This window comes from Aminobacterium colombiense DSM 12261, from assembly GCF_000025885.1.
Lineage (GTDB): Bacteria > Synergistota > Synergistia > Synergistales > Aminobacteriaceae > Aminobacterium > Aminobacterium colombiense.
The window spans coordinates 1,482,218-1,498,389 of sequence record NC_014011.1 but is presented as its reverse complement, the minus strand read 5'-3'; the positions used below and the strand labels follow the sequence as shown (position 1 = coordinate 1,498,389).

The window sequence follows — 16,172 nt, the reverse complement described above, 5'->3', positions numbered from 1 at the left end:
GAGGATGACATTGTGGATAAAAAGTTGAATGTTGCGGTATTGTATGGCGGGGATGGGCCGGAAAGGGAGGTTTCTCTCAAGAGCGGTGCAGCTGTGGTTTCTGCTTTGGAAGAAGCGGGATTTAAAGTTGTCCCCTTTGACATAACAGATTTGGGTCAACTGTCGGATTTAAGAAAAACAGGTCATATTGATAGTGTTTTTATCGCTCTCCATGGAAGCTGGGGGGAGGATGGCCGAGTGCAGTCAGCACTTGATGCGCTGAGGTTGCCCTACTCCGGGTCAGGGTCTCTTGCCTGTTGCCTCTCTATGGACAAGGCTGCTACGAAGGGGTTGTTGAATCTTTTTGGGGTTCCTACTCCAGAAGGGGTTCTTGTTCTTAAAGGGTCGTCCTTTTCTCTTGAGAAGGCGCGGCATTTTGCGGAAAGGCACCACTCAGTCGTTGTGAAGCCTTGCAATGGTGGAAGTACCCTGGGAGTAACAGTTGTTCATAACAGCCAGGGGCTTTCTGATGCTTTTAACGAGGCCTGGAAATATGATAGTCGATGCGTCATTGAAAAATATATTGATGGGGTGGATCTGGCTGTTACTGTCTGGAAACAGAAAGGGTATCTGGAAGCTTTGCCTGAAGTAATGATTTGCCCGGAAAAAGGGTTTTATGATTACGATTCAAAATACACGCCGGGAAAGACTCGCTATATAGTACCGGCGCCCTTTGATCCTTCAATACGTTCAGATATCCATCAGATGGCCTGCCGTGCCTTTGAAGCTCTTAGTTGCGAAGGATACGCACGTGTGGATTTTAGAGTTGAAGAAAAGGGCACTCCCTGGGTTCTGGAGGTTAATACTGCTCCAGGAATGACAGGAACAAGCCTGACCCCTAAAGCTGCAGCGGCGGCAGGTTATGATTTTCCAGCTTTTCTGTCTCATGTTGTTTGTCTGTCCCTTGAAAAAAAGAGCGCCTGCCGTTAAGTGCGGCAGAGATGCGCCCTCTTAATTGATTACATTACAGCGATGCTGACGATTTTCAGATTCCTTATTCCCCTAGGAACTTTGACCTGGACTTCTTCTCCTATTGTTTTCCCAAAAAGGGCTTTTCCTACGGGACTGGAAGATGAAATGTGATTCATTTTAGGGTCTGCTTCTTCTGAGCCAACGACAGTATATGTGAAAACTTTTTTGTGTGTGATATCTTCTATTGTGACGGTAGTTCCGAGGGTGACACGGCTGGTATCCACATCTGAAGTATCTATTACTTTAGCTTTGCTCAACTGAAATTCTAGCCACGAAATGCGTGATTCTAATTTGGATTGTTCGTCTTTTGCGGCGGCGTACTCTGCGTTTTCGCTTAAATCGCCAAAGGATCTTGCTTCTTCCAGTTGGCGTGATATTTCCGCCCGTCCATCGCTTCTGAGTTCAACAAGCTCGGCAGTGAGCTTTTCGTAGCCGCTTCGTGTCATTACAGGTGCACCATCAAAATCAATTCGACTCAAATTCTCCAACCTCCTTTAGAGGGACGAATCTACAGTAACTTGGAATAATACCAAAAAATGCTGATTATGGCAATAAAAATATTGGAGGTGAATGAATGCCGGATAATAAAAAAGTGCGGCGACGCCCAAGAAAGCAGAAAAAATCGGTACAGCTTAAGGTTTTTGCCCTCGGTGGACTTGGCGAAATTGGTAAAAATATGTATGTATTTCAATATGGAGACGACATTCTCGTTGTGGATGCTGGGCTCATGTTTCCCGACGAAGAGATGTTAGGCATAGATTTTGTCATACCTGATATTTCTTATCTTGAAGAGAATCGCGAAAAAATTAAGGGGATTATTATTACCCACGGCCATGAAGACCATATTGGCGCTCTTCCCTTTGTGTTGCCCCGCCTCAACGTCCCGGTCTATGGAACTCGTCTTACCCTTGGAATGGTGCGCCATAAACTACAGGAGGCAGTGCCCGACTACAATGCTAATTTTGTGGAGGTAAAGGCGGGGGAAGAGGCGGGGCTTGGCAGTTTCAATGTTCAGTTCGTTTCAGTTTGTCACTCCATACCAGATGGTGTGGGGCTAGTCATTCAGACCCCCCAGGGCTGCATTGTACATACAGGGGATTTCAAGCTTGATCCTACCCCCATTGATGGACGGCTCACCGATTACGCGGCTTTTGCCGAAGCTGGGAAAAAGGGCGTTCTTCTCATGCTTTCAGACTCTACCAATGCAGAAAAGAAAGGTTTCACATCATCAGAATTTATTATAGGCGGAACCCTCGATCGTATATTCCGCCTCCATCGGAATAAGCGTATTATTATAGCGGCTTTTGCCAGTAACCTTCACAGGGTGCAGCAGGTTGTGGATGCGGCGAGCCGGTTTAACAGAAAGGTCGCTTTTGTGGGGCGCAGCATGATTAACTACGTAGCCCTTGCGAGAGAGCTTGGCTATCTGTCAGCAGATGATAAGATGATTATCCCTGCGGCTGACGTGTATAAGTATGCGCCGAACCAGGTTGTTGTGATGACTACGGGAAGCCAGGGGGAACCTTTCTCCGGACTTGTTCTTATGAGCAAGGGAGAGCACAAACAGATAGAGCTGAGTGCGCGAGATGTGGTGGCCATTTTTGCCTCTCCCGTGCCGGGTAACGAAAAACTCGTAAGCAGCACTATTAATCGCCTGTTTGCCTGCGGCTGTGAAGTGATCTATGAGGGAGATAAGGAAATACATGTTTCCGGGCACGCCGCCCGGGACGAATTGCGTCTTATGATCAATCTCGTGAGACCCAAATACTTTGTGCCTATCCATGGCGAATACCGGCATCTGGTTCGACACACCCAGATAGCTCAGGAAATGGGAATCTCCCCCAAAAATACATTTGTATTGCAGAATGGCGATGTGCTTGCCATATCAGGCACCAGGGCCCAGGTGCGTGAGCATGTGGCGGCAGGAAGGATCATGGTCGATGGGGTGGCCATGGGAGAACTGGAAGGCAGCATTATGAAAGAACGTCATGAATTGGCAGAAGATGGTTTTATTGTTGTTTCAGCGGTGGTTGATAAATATTTGAATCTCCTTTCTATCCCTTATATAGAAAGCCGAGGATTTATCCACATAGAAGACGCGTCCAGTCTTCATGAAGACCTTCTTGCCGCTATTAAAAGAGTCTTTGAACATTTTGCAAAGAGAAAAAGAGCGGTGGAGAAAGATGTTCTTGAGCTGCGAGTGAAAAGCAGAGTGCGGGATGTGGTGCGTCGGCGCTATGTACATGCAAGACCGATGATTTTACCTATCATAACCATGGTGGAGGAGCGACCTGAAAAATGAGTTTTGAATCGCTTATTCTTGGAATAGTTCAAGGCCTCACAGAGTTTCTTCCTGTAAGCAGCTCTGGCCACCTTGCCCTTCTGCAAAACTTGTGGGGTATCACTGAAAACAGCCTGACCTACGATTTGCTGCTTCACTTTAGTACGATGGTTGCCACGGCCTGCTTCTTTTGGCGAGATATTCTTTATCTCTTCCGTGAGTGGCTTGTTGGTTTTGTTTCCTCTTCTGGTCGTCAGTCAGAAGGTTGGCGCCTGGGGTGGGCCGTTATTTGCGGTACCTTTGTAACGGCATTTATCGGTTTTCCTCTCAAACCTCTTGTTGAGCGCTGGATGGTTGTTCCTTCCCTTGTGGGAGCGGCGCTTCTGGTGACGTCCCTTCTTCTCTGGTATGCTTCCACATTGCCCAGAGGACAGGGGAAAATATCTTTGCTGTCAGGTCTTTTGATCGGAGTGGCTCAGGGGCTGGCAGTTATTCCCGGAATCTCCCGGTCTGGCTCTACCATTGTTATGGGGCTGAAACGGGGTCTATCTCCAGAAGAGGCATTCCGCTTCTCTTTTCTTCTCTCTCTTCCCGCTATTTTGGGGGCAAATATACTCCAAATTATGGATATAACCAAAAATGAAAGTCTGGTAACCCAACTGCCTGATTTCTGGTATGGTGGGGTTATTATAGCTTTTATTTCGGGGTATGGAGCGCTTATCTGTTTGCGAAAGATGGTAACGTTGGGTCGCTGGCGCATATTCGCTTTTTATTGTCTTATTCCTGCCAGCGTGAGTCTTTTGTCGGTTTTATGGAGGTAGGTAGATGTGGCTATTGGAAAGTATAGTTCCAAACGATGGTGGATGCTCATCGTTTCCATAGTAATCGGAACCCTCATCGGAATTTATTTACAGGGATTTGCCTCTACAGCATCGTATTTTCGTAATATAGTATCTGTAGGCTTTAATTTTCGCGACGTGAATCTTGCCGTGATTGATTTTGGCCTGAAATTCTACTTCCACGCTAATTTGGGAACACTGATCGGAGGCATTGCGGGATTGTGGATCATACGATAAAAAAAGTGATATTAGCTTCGGGGAGTCCCCGGCGAAAAGAATTACTGGTGTCCCTGGGATGGCCTTTTGATGTCATAGTTTCAGATGTAGATGAACATTTATTGCCTAAGGAAGACCCCGTGGCTATGGCGAGGCGACTGGCAGAATCAAAAGCCCTATCGGTGTCTGTTGATTTTCCTGAAGCCTACGTAATAGGTTCGGACACTATTGTAACCATCGATGGTCAGGTATTGGGCAAACCGGCTGACAGAGAAGAATCTTTGAAAATGCTCCGTCTGCTGAATGGAAAAACGCACCGTGTCTATTCCGGGGTGGCCTTATGTTCTGGCGACAGGATGTTTTCTGATGTAGAGTGTACGGAGGTGACCTTTCGCCAGCTTGATGAAGATGCCCTGTCGGCCTATGTCGAAAGTGAAGAAGGTCTTGATAAGGCTGGTTCCTATGCCATACAGGGACAGGGCGCCCTTCTTGTACAATCTATTCATGGCTGTTATTTCAACGTGGTCGGGTTGCCTTTATATGCTTTAAGCTGTCTTTTTGAGAAGGCGGGGCTTTCTCTGGCAGATCAGTGGAGGATGAGGGAGAAATGACTTTTACGAAACGCAACTTTACGCTGCTTATTCTTGTGTTGGCCGTTATCTGTGCCGGGCTGGCCCTTACCCCCCGTTGGAAAGGGGAAAAAGAGCATAGAGATGCAGGCATTATTATCGAATATAAAGATGTGCTCTCTCTGGCTCAGAAAAATAGCCAGAGCCCTGAAATAGTCTTTGACCGTCTGAAAGAGGCCGGTGTTTCTGGTCTGATCGTATCCGAAACAGTAGGAAAAGATCTCTCTTCCGGCTCTCTTCCTCTTTATTACGGAACCGTCGCGGGTCTGCCGGACGGTTTGGGGAAAGACCTCCATGAACCCTTTGGCGCGGCCGCTTTATGGATTCCGTCAGACATTACTGCCTCCCAATGGTATGATTCCGCACTTCAGGTGAGGTTTCCGGAGAGCCGCAGATATGTCAAAGAACAAGGAGTTGTCTATGTTCTTCCCCATACTCTAGAGGAACTTTTAGAAACAGGAGTGTTGCCTGATTTTTCGGGACTCCTTTTTGCATCTTCTGCGGGAATTCCTGTCATGTACAGAGTTGCGCCGGTCGCTGTCCCCGATACTCAAAATGAAATGGCCCTTTTAGAAGGGCTTCTTGATAACTTTTCTGCTGTGATTCGAGCCGTTTCTCCTTCCGGGCTTTTTGCTGCCGGTTATCCAGATCTTCGACCACTGGCCGATGTGTTGAAAGAGGCGGGTATACCTGTGGCAATGGTTGAGTTTTCCAGACAATTCGGAGCCCACCAGCTGAATTGGCTTATGTATCCGGGATTGCTTTCCCTTCACAGTGTCACCACCGAAGAGATTATTAGCCGCAGTATTTCTCGTTATACCCTCTATGAGCGGATGATGAGAGCAGCGAAAGAGCGTGGCGTGCGCCTTCTACTCATGCGTCCGTCAGCTATTGAAGCGACTGACGACCCTCTTGCGGCTTTCGAAAAAGAAATCCAGCGTTTATCTCAGGGACTGAGGGGTCAGAAGATAGCGGTACAATGGCCAGACCCTTTCTCATCGTGGAACATGTCCCTATTCGGGGCTATTGCCTGTTCCCTTGTGTTTCTTCTCATGATAGCCCGCTTGGGCGATCGCTTTCAAATTCTTGAAATGACTACGGTCAGCTTCATTCAGACCGCCGCTTTTATTGTTATAGGACTTTTTCTCGGGGTGGGGGTCTGGAAGATCCTTTTCATTGCCAGGATCGTTGCGGCTTTCACCGCGGGGCTGCTTGCTTCTGAGGCCTCTCTTATTGCTCTTGAAGAATGGAAAAAACCTTTAAAAGGCCTTGTGGGTGGGTTTCTCGTCGCCCTTGTTGGCGGCCTTGCCATTGCAGCTCTTTTTAGTTACCCCGTTTACATGTTGAGGCTGCGGACGTTTTCTGGTGTTAAACTGACGTTGTTTTTACCCCTTCTTATCGTCCTTCTCCATGATCTGCGTCGGCGAGTCCACCCAGAATCTTTAAAAGATGTGATTTTCAGACCGCCTCTCTGGGGGGAACTTATGCTTATAGGAGGTCTTCTCGCTGCCGCTGCTATAGTCCTGCTCAGAAGTGGAAATGCCCAGTTTGTTCCTGGTTGGGAAGTGACAATGCGTGACATGCTTGAGAGATTCCTGATAGCTCGTCCAAGGAATAAGGAGCTTTTTGCGGGGTATCCGGCCCTTCTTCTTTGGTATTACTTTAGAAGGAGCCTGTTATGGGAGCGGTATCGTGAAATTTTCAGATTAGTTGCGACCCTGGCCTTTTCATCCCTGGTCAATAGTTTCTGCCATTTCCACACCCCCTTGTATTTTATTCTATGGCGAGAGTTTAATGGGTGGTGGACAGGTATTATTTTAGGAACATTAATGCTTCTTGTCTTCCACTACATCCTTTGCCCCTTTTGGAAACGATGGCGAGGAGTGATTATGGATTGAGCCGTCCCTTCGCAGCAGCTCTTGCAGGGTACTATGGTTTCAACAATTTAGGAGACGAACTTTTAGCAACGTCAGCGATTCATTACCTTGAAAAGAATGGCGTTCCAAGGGAGAGAATAGTAGTGCTCTCTGCCTCCCCTGAGGAAACAGCGTCTTCCTTTGGAACTCATGCGGTGGATCGGTGGAGTTTTCTGGAGGTGTACCGTACCCTTCGACGTTCAGAAGTTCTTCTTTTTGGAGGGGGGGGGCTTTTTCAGGATTCCACAAGTCTCCGATCATGTGTATATTACTGGGGACTCCTTCATATGGCTAGGATAGCAGGGTGTCCTTCGGCAGTTCTGGCCCAATCTATCGGCCCTTTTCGTACCGGGATGGGGGCCTGGCTGGCCCGCAATGCCCTGACCCTCTGCAAGGTCAGAACAGTTCGGGATCAGAGATCGCTTGATGTACTTCACTCCTGGGACCTTGCCGGAGAGCTTGTTCCTGATCTTGTTATGGGGCTGTCCTTTTCTAAACAAGAAAATGCACCTTTGGCATTGCTTGTGAATCTTCGTCCTTGGGAAGGGGATTTATCAGTTCTGACCGCAAAGACTGTGGCACGGTATGCCCGGCAACACGCTCTTCCTGTAATAGGAGTAGGTATGGCGCCTGAGGATGTACAGCTGTTACGATCTTTTTCCGCTTCAGGACTATTGCCCTGTAAAGATATACGCCTTGTGCGAAATTGGAGGGAGATAGAGGAAATCTGGAGTCTGGGAGGACAGGCGGTGGGAATGCGCTTGCATTTTTGCATGATTTCCCTGTTAGCCGGATGTCCAGTTGTCGCAGTTCCTTACGATCCCAAAGTCGAAGCTTTTGCTAAAAATTGGGGGATTCCTCTTCTCAGTAATAAAGACCTGCCCCTTGTTCCATGGCCCGTATCAGGCCTTGAGCGGGTCGCTTACGTCAGGCAGGAATGTGGCCGATCAATGGAAAAAACTTGGAAGGAGATGAGCTTCCATGAAAAAACTTCCTAAGGAAGAACAGGTTTTACTCGAAGAAGCCGCGGCTTTGATTCGGAAAGATGTGGTTCGGATGATCGGGGTTGCCCGTTCTGGCCACATGGCGTCATCCCTTTCTATCGTGGATATAATGGCCTGGCTGTATTGGAAGGTTCTGAAAACGAATTCTGAAAATCCGAACTGGGAGGAGCGGGACAGGCTTGTTTTAAGTAAAGGCCACGGTTGCCCCGCTTTATACTCTGCTCTTGCTAACCGCGGTTTTTTTAGCAGAGATGAACTATGGAATTATAGGCGGCTCGGCGCCATGTTGCAGGGACACCCCCTGGCGAAACGAACGCCAGGGATAGATGCGTCGAGTGGCTCCCTTGGCATGGGGTTAGGTGTGGCGAATGGCATCGCTCTCGGCCTCAGGCTGAGGGGTTCTCAAAGCAGGGTCTTCTGTCTGGCAGGGGATGGGGAATTGCAGGAGGGGGCCATTTGGGAATCCGCTATGTCTGCAGCCCATTATCAGCTTGATAATCTTATTATGATCATAGATCGCAATGAAGTTCAAATGGAAGGCATAGTGGAAAAAATTTTGTCTATCGAGCCTCTTAATGCTAAATTTCAGGCTTTTGGCTGGCATGTTGTTTGTGCCGACGGTCATGATTTTTCAAGTTTGGATTATGCCCTCTCCTGTGGCGTACCAGGCAAGCCTCTGGTCATTATTGCAAAAACGGTAATAGGAAAAGGGGTCTCCTTTCTGGAGGGACAGCTTCTTGACCGGTCGGTTGTTATAACCCGGGATCTTGTAGACAAGGCTCTTGGTGAGCTGGATTCAGGGGGGATGAAGCTATGACGGAAACATTGAACAAGAGCACGCGGGATGCCTATGGGCCAGCGCTTGTGGAACTTGCCGCTCTATATGATGATCTCGTTGTTATAGATGGAGATGTTGGTGCGCCGGCATTCAAAGACGCAGCTCGCAATCTTCGCTCCAACCGTTATTTCAATATGGGTATTGCCGAGCAGAATATGATACTTACTTCCGCAGGTCTGAGCCTCGCTAATTTTCGGGTATTTGTTTCATCATTAGCGTCATTTCTTGTTGGAAGGGCCTATGATGAAATTAGAGAGACTATTGCCATTCCCGGTCTTCCAGTGAAGCTCATAGCTTCTTATGGAGGAGTCACTGTGGGGGAGGACGGCGCTACCCACCAGATGCTTGAAGACATAGCTTTAATGCGAGTTTTGCCTGGTATGGGTGTTTTGGTTCCATCAGATTACAACTCGGCTTTTGCTCTTATTAAAGGGGCGGCAGAACTTAATAGACCGGTTTACATACGTCTTGGGCGTCCCGAATTGCCCCTTTTATACGATAATGACGACGCTAATTTTTCTTTGGGAGGCGGCCGAGTCTTAAAAGAGGGGACAGAAGTGACCATTTGTGCGTGTGGTATTATGGTTCACGAGGCATTGAAGGCAGCAAAAATATTGGCACAGCAGGATCTGTGTGCGGAAGTGATAGACTGTTATAGTGTCAACCCTCTTCCAGCCCAGCAGATATTGGAATCTATCCATCGAACAGGATGCTGTGTAGTAGCGGAAGAGCATTTGCTTCATGGCGGATTGGGCGATGCCATTGCCAGTCTTGTCTGTCGAAGTTACCCTGCTCCGGTTAAATTTGTGGCAGTTGATAACAAGTTTGGGCAAAGCGGAAGAGCCGAAGAATTGCAGGAGTATTATGGCCTCACTTCCAGCCAGATAGTTAGTGCGGCTGTACAGGTATGGACGATGCGCAGGAGGTAAGAATGGATATACGTCTCGCAGGGGTCACTAAAATATTCCAACCGGACATTGTAGCTCTCGAAGATGTCTATCTTTCCATAATGCAGGGAGAATTTGTATACCTTGTGGGAACCACGGGATCTGGAAAAACGACTCTTATGAGGCTTATAACCAGAGAACTCATTCAAACTCGTGGTCAGGTGACCGTTGGTGACCAGAACTTGAGAAAGCTCAGGGCTTCACAGTTGCCCTACTATCGCCGGTATCTTGGCGTTGTCTTTCAGGATTTTAAACTTCTTCCCCATTTGACAGCCTGGGAGAATGTAGCTTTTGTTCTGGAATCCATGGGAATGCCTCGAAGAATGGTACAAAAACGCACCAACGAGGTAGTCGACCAGGTTGGATTGTGGCGACGCCGTTTTTTGTACCCCCCCCAGCTTTCGGGAGGAGAACAGCAGCGGGTGGCGATTGCCAGGGCAATGGCTAACTCTCCCGCTATTTTTATAGCGGACGAGCCTACAGGAAACCTCGACATCCATACGGCAGAGGATGTTATGAGGCTGCTTGTGGCGTTGAATGCCGCCGGAGCCACTGTCATAATGGCCACCCATGATCAATATCTTGTGGATGCCTACCGTCAGAGAGTTGTTGAACTTCAGGAAGGCCGCATTGTCCGAGATGAAGAGAAAGGGAGGTATCTTATAGATGGCGAGCTTTAGATACGCCCTTCGTGATACATTCAGGTTGGTTTTTCGACACTGGGGACTTAGCATTCTTACGCTCATTACCGCAGGGGCAGTGATTTATTTGCTAGGGATGTCCGCTCTTTTTTCTTTGAACGTCCGATCTATGGTATCCAAAGTTGAAAGTGAGCTGGTGGTTCAGGTCTATTTTAAAGAGGGCGGTCAGATTCAGAAAACGGCAGAACAAATTAAAACAATTCCCTATGTAACCTACGCCAAGGCCGTATCTCCCGAGGAAGCCCTTGAGCGTTTACGGGCCAAATTAGGCACCAAGGCCAGGGCAGTAACCCTTTTAGGAGAAAATCCATTGCCATGGAGCGTAGAAGTTAAAGTGAAACGGGCTGGGGATGTGGCTCCTCTTGTTCGAAAACTGACAGCTATGCCTGAAGTTGATGAACTTGTATATGCGGGAAAATTAGCAGAAAAGCTATCTCGCATTTCCCTCATGGTATCTAAAATATCCGTCGTTGTCTTGAGCCTTGCACTGATCATCAGCGCTCTTGTGGTTTATAACACCATCAGGATCTCTTTATATTCCCGTAAAGAAGAGATACAGGTAATGGTATTGGTGGGAGCGACTAAGACATATATTTCTCTCCCCTTTGTCTTGCAGGGCATGATCCTGGGATCTTTGGGAGCGTTACTGGCAGCTCTCGCTGTTGCTGGATCCTATTCGACTGCGAGAGAAGCCATATGGACGACTCTTCCCTTTGTCCAGCTAATTGCCCAGCCGGAATTTCTTTTAAAATTCTACCTGCTCCTTTTGGGAATAGGAACAACCCTAGGCTGGGTTTGCAGCTGGTTTGCAGTGAGTCGTTTTGTGCGTGTGGCAGAAAAACCTCTTTAATGTGAAGGAGAAAGGGGGAGTGATCCCTTGAAGTGCTTCACAAAAAAACTTTTATTCGGTATCCTTCTAGCGGCTTTTTATATTTTTTGTTGTTTAACACCACCTATTTTCGCTCTTACCACTCAGGAGCTTGAACAGCAGATAGCAGAAGAAGAGCGGCGTATGACGATTATTGAACGGAGAGCTGCTTATTACGAAGACCTCATTAAAAAAGCAGGAGAAAAGGAGAGGGGCATCCTCGGCCAGATTACCCAATACGATCAGAAAAAGCAAAAGACAGAACAGCAGATCAAGGTTTTGGAATTAAAGCAGGCCAAGGCACAGCGAAGAATAAAGGAACTGAACGAAGACATAAAAAAAACAGATGCTCGAATAGAGGAAATAAAAGGATATTTGAGAGAGCGTTTTGTTGCCATCTACAAATACGGAGGAATGGCAGAAATAGATCTTCTTTTAACAGCATCAACGGCTCATGAAGCTATGTCTACTTCTATACTTCTTGGTAAAATAGCCAGAGAAGATGAAAATATGATCGATGACCTGGCCCTTAGCCGGGAGAAAATAGAGGCATCTAAAAAGGAACTTGAGGAACAGAAGGCCCTTTTTGAGTCTCAGGAGAAAAAACTGCAGGGCGAACGGAAGCGTTATAAGGCAGAGATAGAGAAAAGAAATGCCCTTTTGGGAAAGTTAAGGAAGGAAAAAGCTCTTCATGAGCAGGCGGCCCGGGAACTTCAGCAGGCCCAGCAGGAAGTAGGAAATACGATTCGCCGTCTTATGCGTCAGAAACAGGAGCTTATTGCCAAAGAACGCGAACGTAATGAGAAGCCTACAAGAGTTATTGCCTATGTCCCTGTCGGGGGACGGCTGGATTGGCCTCTTCGAGGAGAAGTCTCAGAAACCTTTGGCAAGAGGGTTCATCCTGTTTTTAAAACAACGACTATGCATACGGGGATCGATATCAGGGCACCAAGAGGAACAGCGGTAAGAGCAGCAGGTCCCGGAGAAGTTCTCTATGTTGGGTGGCTTCGAGGCTACGGACAGATCATTATTATAGATCATGGCAGGGATTTGAGCACTGTATATGCCCACCTATCCAGCACAGGTGTAGATGAAGGACAGGGAGTGTCAAAGGGGCAAGTGATCGGCCATGTTGGAAGTACCGGGGTGAGTACGGGGCCCCACCTCCATTTCGAAGTGCGTGTTAATGGCGACGCGCGGGATCCGATGAAATATTTGCAATAACCATCTCAGTAACGAGAAAAGGAGCAAAGACATAGCATGTTCAAACGATTAAGAGGCGTTGCCTTCGGACTGATTTTAGGGGTAGTTCTTACAGGAGTTCTTTTGGGAGCCCATGCTTCAGACTTGGAGGATCTGGCCCGTTTCGTGCCTTTCAAACTTGAAAACCTCTGGCTTATAAAGCAGGCCCGGGCTATTATAGAAACTTACCAGATAGATAGCGAAGAAAAGAAAAAAGAAGAAAGGGACCTTGTCTACGGTGCAATGAAAGGCCTTGTTCAGGCCTACGGCGACCCTTATACCCGATTCGTAAGCCCCGAAGAACTGAAGGAAGAAGAGATTGAAATGGAGGGTGAATACGGGGGACTCGGCATTTATCTTGGTCATAGGGATGGAAAGACCTTGGTCATTAGCCCCATAGAAGATACGCCTGCTGACAGGGCCGGATTGAAGCCGGGAGACGAAATAGTCAAGATAGGCGAAGATGTTATTATTGGCTGGGAATCCCAGCAAGTGGTAAAACGTCTTCGTGGCGCGGCAGGTACCTCTGTGATTATCTGGGTGCGCCGCGAGGGCGAAGAAAAATTGCTTCGTTTTGATTTGATGAGAGAAAACATTAAGCTTGTTTCCGTCCGTTCGGAAATGTTTGAAAAAGACACAGGATATATAAGACTTTCACAGTTTAAGCAGAAAACAGGGGATGAAGTGCGATCCGCCATTGTTGAGCTTGAGGGAAAGGGCGCTAAGGGGCTGATCCTTGACCTTCGCAACAATGGTGGCGGCCTTCTAAGCGCTGCAGTGGATGTAAGCGATCTTTTCCTCGATGGGAGCCTGGTGGTGGGAATGGAAGGCCGTGTAGAACGGGCGAACGATAAGCTGTATGCCCGGCCGGGGGTATTGACAGAGCTCCCTCTGGTTGTGTTGATCAACGAAGGCAGTGCGAGCGCATCCGAAATAGTGGCAGGAGCCCTTATGGACCATGAGAGAGCAGTGGTCGTTGGAAAGAAGAGCTTTGGGAAAGGGTCTGTACAAACCCTCTTCAACCTGTCAGACGGTTCGGGGCTTTATGTTACCATAGCTCGATATCACACTCCTTCAAATAAGGTGATAGACAACATCGGCTTGACCCCTCAGATTGCTGTGGAGGGGGAATACAATCCGGATCGCAAAAAGGACGTGCAGTTGAAACGTGCTATAGAAGAGCTCGTGAAGCTTGAAAAAGGAACGTCTCCTTTTTTGAAGAAGTAATCAGAGGAAAAATTTATGGTGAAAAAAAGATGGAAAAAAAGGGGGAGGTCCATTGACCTCCTCTTTATCCTGTCTAGCGTTTTTGTTTTATTTTTAGCTCTTTTTCTTTTAACATCGACTAAACAAGAGAAAAAGCATGATGTGCGGCAAGTGCCGATCCCTATATCATCAGAAAAGAAGACTGAGCCTCTGTCTGCTGATCTATGGAAAGACAAGAAGAGCGTGATGGAATCACAATCTGAGCCTGCATTTGGTTCTGCCTCTAGTGGTGATATTGTTACACACTCTAACTTTGACCGCGAAAAAGAGATTAATACAGAAATCAAGGCAGAGGCAGAAGGTGAGAATAGAGATGAGGGGGAGCCGCTTCCTGTAATTGCTATCGTAATTGATGACTTTGGTTTTTCCTATTCGCTGGCAGAAAAAATTGCGGCTATAGATCTCCCTGTTACGTGGGCCATTATTCCCTATCAACGATTCACTCATGAAACAGCCCGGCTTGCCGCGTCAAAAAATATTCCTTATTTAGTGCACATGCCTATGGAAGCATTGGCAGACAAGTCCCAGGGAGCCTCACTTATAGGAGTTGGTATGTCGGCTCCGGCGCTCTCTAAAGTGGTGCGGGACGTTTTTGCCCTTTTGCCAGGTGCAGTGGGGATGAACAATCACAGAGGCTCGAAAGCCACAAGTGATAAGAAAACAATGGAAGCCTTGATGGAAACCCTTAGGCCATTAGAAAAGGTTTTTGTTGACAGTCGCACCTCTTCGTGTTCTGTTGCCTATGATATGGCCCTTTGTTATGGGATTCCAGCAGTGTATAATTCAGTGTTTCTTGACCATGAAAAAGATATTGAATTTATGAGAAAACAATTTCAGAGGGCGATTACTATCGCGAAGAGAAGAGGATGGGTTTTGGCAATATGCCATAACAGACCTGATACAATCCCTTTTTTACAGGAACTTTGCGATTCTAATATAAACGTCGTAAAATTTGTAACGGTGCCTGAACTTCTCGAAGAAGAAAAGGGCACGATGAGGAGGCCTTGAAAGTGAAAGGACGAGTAGAGATTATTATAGGAGCCCAGTGGGGTGATGAGGGTAAAGGGCGTGTAGTTGACGCTCTGGGGAATCGGGTGGAGGTTTTCGCCCGTTACCAGGGAGGGGCCAACGCCGGGCACACGGTGATTGTCGAAGATGAAAAATACGTATTCCACCTTTTGCCGTCAGGGATGCTTTATCCTTGTAAATTATGTGTAGTGGGAAATGGAGTCGTGGTGGATCCGGAACAGCTCCTTAAGGAGCTCCACACCCTTCAGGAACAGGGAAAAGATAGGGCTCGTCTGATGATAAGCGGGTCGGCTCATGTAGTAATGCCTTACCACAAAATACTTGATAAAGCTGACGAGCAGTTCAGGAGCAAGGATAAAAAGATAGGGACAACGGGACGGGGCATTGGACCCTGTTATGTTGATAAATTCAATCGTTGCGGAATTCGCATTGAAGATCTTTTTGATCCCGATATATTGCGGGAAAAACTTTCCTTTAACCTTGAGCTGAAAAATCTTTTGCTGACGAAAGTCTATAATGCGGAGCCAGTAGCCTTTGATGACATATATGCCCAGGCCCGAGCCTGGGGCAAAGCCCTGGAACCCTATGTTGCCGATGTATCCTTGGCATTGAGGGAAGCGATGCTTGAAGGTAAAGGGATTTTATTCGAAGGAGCCCAGGGAACCCTCCTTGACGTTGATCACGGAACATATCCCTTCGTAACAAGTTCTTCCCCCATTGCTGCTGGAGGCTGTGTAGGATTAGGAGTAGGTCCGTCAGATGTTGACAGGGTTATCGGTGTCGTTAAGGCCTATTGTACAAGGGTGGGGGAAGGCCCCTTCCCTACAGAGGACCTTGGGGACCATGGCCAGACTTTACGGGATAGGGGCGGAGAATATGGTGCGACCACAGGTCGACCACGCCGTTGCGGATGGCTTGATATGGTAGCTCTTAAATACGCAGTGCGTGTAAATGGCATGAGTTCCATAGCTCTCACGAAACTTGATGTTTTGACAGGTTTTGAAAAAATCAAGATATGTACTCATTATGAGGTGAATGGGGAGAAGCATGAAAACTATCTGACGAATACTTCCCTGCTAGCAAAAGCTTCGCCAGTTTACACCACTTTGGACGGCTGGAAAGAGGATATCTCTGGATGCAGAGACTTCGAAAAGCTGCCCGAAGCGGCTCGACGATATGTAGAGTATATAGAAAAAGAAACAGGGGTTCCGGTACAGCTCATAGGCGTTGGGCCAGGGCGAAGCCAAACTATACTCAGAGGTCTTTAATAAAAAGGCTGGATAAAATGCGGACTCCCATATCATATGGGTGTCCGCATTTTATATGTGCGCTATTTTTATAAAAAACTAAAAAAGATAAATATTTCTATCGAAATGGAGTTATAA

The 16,172-nt window shown here is 47.5% G+C and carries 16 protein-coding genes; 15 read left to right on the top strand and 1 reads right to left on the bottom strand.

The features are described from left to right. The first annotated feature begins 12 nt into the window (after window positions 1–12). Window positions 13–969 carry a D-alanine--D-alanine ligase family protein gene (locus AMICO_RS07490; protein WP_169302816.1) on the top strand — a complete coding sequence of 319 codons (957 nt, stop codon included), beginning with the start codon at window positions 13–15 and terminating at the stop codon, window positions 967–969. A 29-nt stretch (window positions 970–998) separates the two neighbouring features. On the opposite strand, the gene greA is transcribed toward AMICO_RS07490, so the two are convergent. Beyond that, entirely contained in the window at window positions 999–1,490 is a 492-nt protein-coding gene (gene greA, locus AMICO_RS07485) for a transcription elongation factor GreA (protein WP_013048848.1), read from the bottom strand. A gap of 95 nt (window positions 1,491–1,585) precedes the next feature. Between greA and AMICO_RS07480 the strand changes: the two genes are divergently transcribed. Genes AMICO_RS07480 through AMICO_RS07415 form a run of 14 tightly spaced genes read left to right on the top strand, consistent with a single transcriptional unit; the run spans window position 1,586 to window position 16,055 of the window. Next, window positions 1,586–3,313, top strand: a complete 1,728-nt coding sequence (locus AMICO_RS07480) for a ribonuclease J (RefSeq protein WP_013048847.1) — start codon at window positions 1,586–1,588, stop codon at window positions 3,311–3,313. Then, entirely contained in the window at window positions 3,310–4,113 is an 804-nt protein-coding gene (locus AMICO_RS07475; protein WP_013048846.1) for an undecaprenyl-diphosphate phosphatase, read from the top strand. Before AMICO_RS07480 ends, AMICO_RS07475 begins: the two co-directional genes overlap by 4 nt. Before the next feature lie 6 nt (window positions 4,114–4,119). Then, the gene (locus AMICO_RS07470; RefSeq protein ID WP_013048845.1) at window positions 4,120–4,368 is read left to right on the top strand and encodes a DUF4321 domain-containing protein; all 249 of its coding nucleotides are present in this window, start codon (window positions 4,120–4,122) and stop codon (window positions 4,366–4,368) included. Next, window positions 4,353–4,958 carry a Maf family protein gene (locus AMICO_RS07465; RefSeq protein WP_013048844.1) on the top strand — a complete coding sequence of 202 codons (606 nt, stop codon included), beginning with the start codon at window positions 4,353–4,355 and terminating at the stop codon, window positions 4,956–4,958. Before AMICO_RS07470 ends, AMICO_RS07465 begins: the two co-directional genes overlap by 16 nt. Next, a complete protein-coding gene (locus tag AMICO_RS07460; RefSeq protein ID WP_013048843.1) occupies window positions 4,955–6,874 on the top strand; it encodes a DUF5693 family protein in 1,920 nt (639 codons plus the stop codon). The genes AMICO_RS07465 and AMICO_RS07460 overlap by 4 nt, the downstream gene beginning before the upstream one ends. Continuing rightward, window positions 6,871–7,890, top strand: coding sequence for a polysaccharide pyruvyl transferase CsaB (csaB, locus tag AMICO_RS07455; RefSeq protein WP_013048842.1), 1,020 nt, complete (start codon window positions 6,871–6,873; stop codon window positions 7,888–7,890). Before AMICO_RS07460 ends, csaB begins: the two co-directional genes overlap by 4 nt. Then, window positions 7,874–8,713 carry a transketolase gene (locus AMICO_RS07450; protein ID WP_013048841.1) on the top strand — a complete coding sequence of 280 codons (840 nt, stop codon included), beginning with the start codon at window positions 7,874–7,876 and terminating at the stop codon, window positions 8,711–8,713. Before csaB ends, AMICO_RS07450 begins: the two co-directional genes overlap by 17 nt. Further along, complete coding sequence (locus AMICO_RS07445; RefSeq protein WP_013048840.1) at window positions 8,710–9,663, top strand: transketolase family protein; 954 nt, start codon at window positions 8,710–8,712, stop codon at window positions 9,661–9,663. Before AMICO_RS07450 ends, AMICO_RS07445 begins: the two co-directional genes overlap by 4 nt. A gap of 2 nt (window positions 9,664–9,665) precedes the next feature. Next, on the top strand, window positions 9,666–10,361 hold the full coding sequence (locus tag AMICO_RS07440) for a cell division ATP-binding protein FtsE (protein WP_013048839.1): 696 nt from the start codon (window positions 9,666–9,668) through the stop codon (window positions 10,359–10,361). After that, on the top strand, window positions 10,348–11,232 hold the full coding sequence (locus AMICO_RS07435; protein WP_013048838.1) for a cell division protein FtsX: 885 nt from the start codon (window positions 10,348–10,350) through the stop codon (window positions 11,230–11,232). The genes AMICO_RS07440 and AMICO_RS07435 overlap by 14 nt, the downstream gene beginning before the upstream one ends. A gap of 27 nt (window positions 11,233–11,259) precedes the next feature. Beyond that, window positions 11,260–12,474 (top strand): murein hydrolase activator EnvC family protein, encoded by a 1,215-nt coding sequence (locus tag AMICO_RS07430; protein ID WP_013048837.1) that lies wholly within the window; start codon window positions 11,260–11,262, stop codon window positions 12,472–12,474. 36 nt (window positions 12,475–12,510) lie between these two features. Beyond that, entirely contained in the window at window positions 12,511–13,719 is a 1,209-nt protein-coding gene (locus AMICO_RS07425) for a S41 family peptidase (RefSeq protein ID WP_013048836.1), read from the top strand. A gap of 15 nt (window positions 13,720–13,734) precedes the next feature. After that, on the top strand, window positions 13,735–14,766 hold the full coding sequence (locus AMICO_RS07420; RefSeq protein ID WP_013048835.1) for a divergent polysaccharide deacetylase family protein: 1,032 nt from the start codon (window positions 13,735–13,737) through the stop codon (window positions 14,764–14,766). Between the two features lie 2 nt (window positions 14,767–14,768). Next, complete coding sequence (locus AMICO_RS07415) at window positions 14,769–16,055, top strand: adenylosuccinate synthase (RefSeq protein ID WP_013048834.1); 1,287 nt, start codon at window positions 14,769–14,771, stop codon at window positions 16,053–16,055. Window positions 16,056–16,172: the final 117 nt, after the last annotated feature.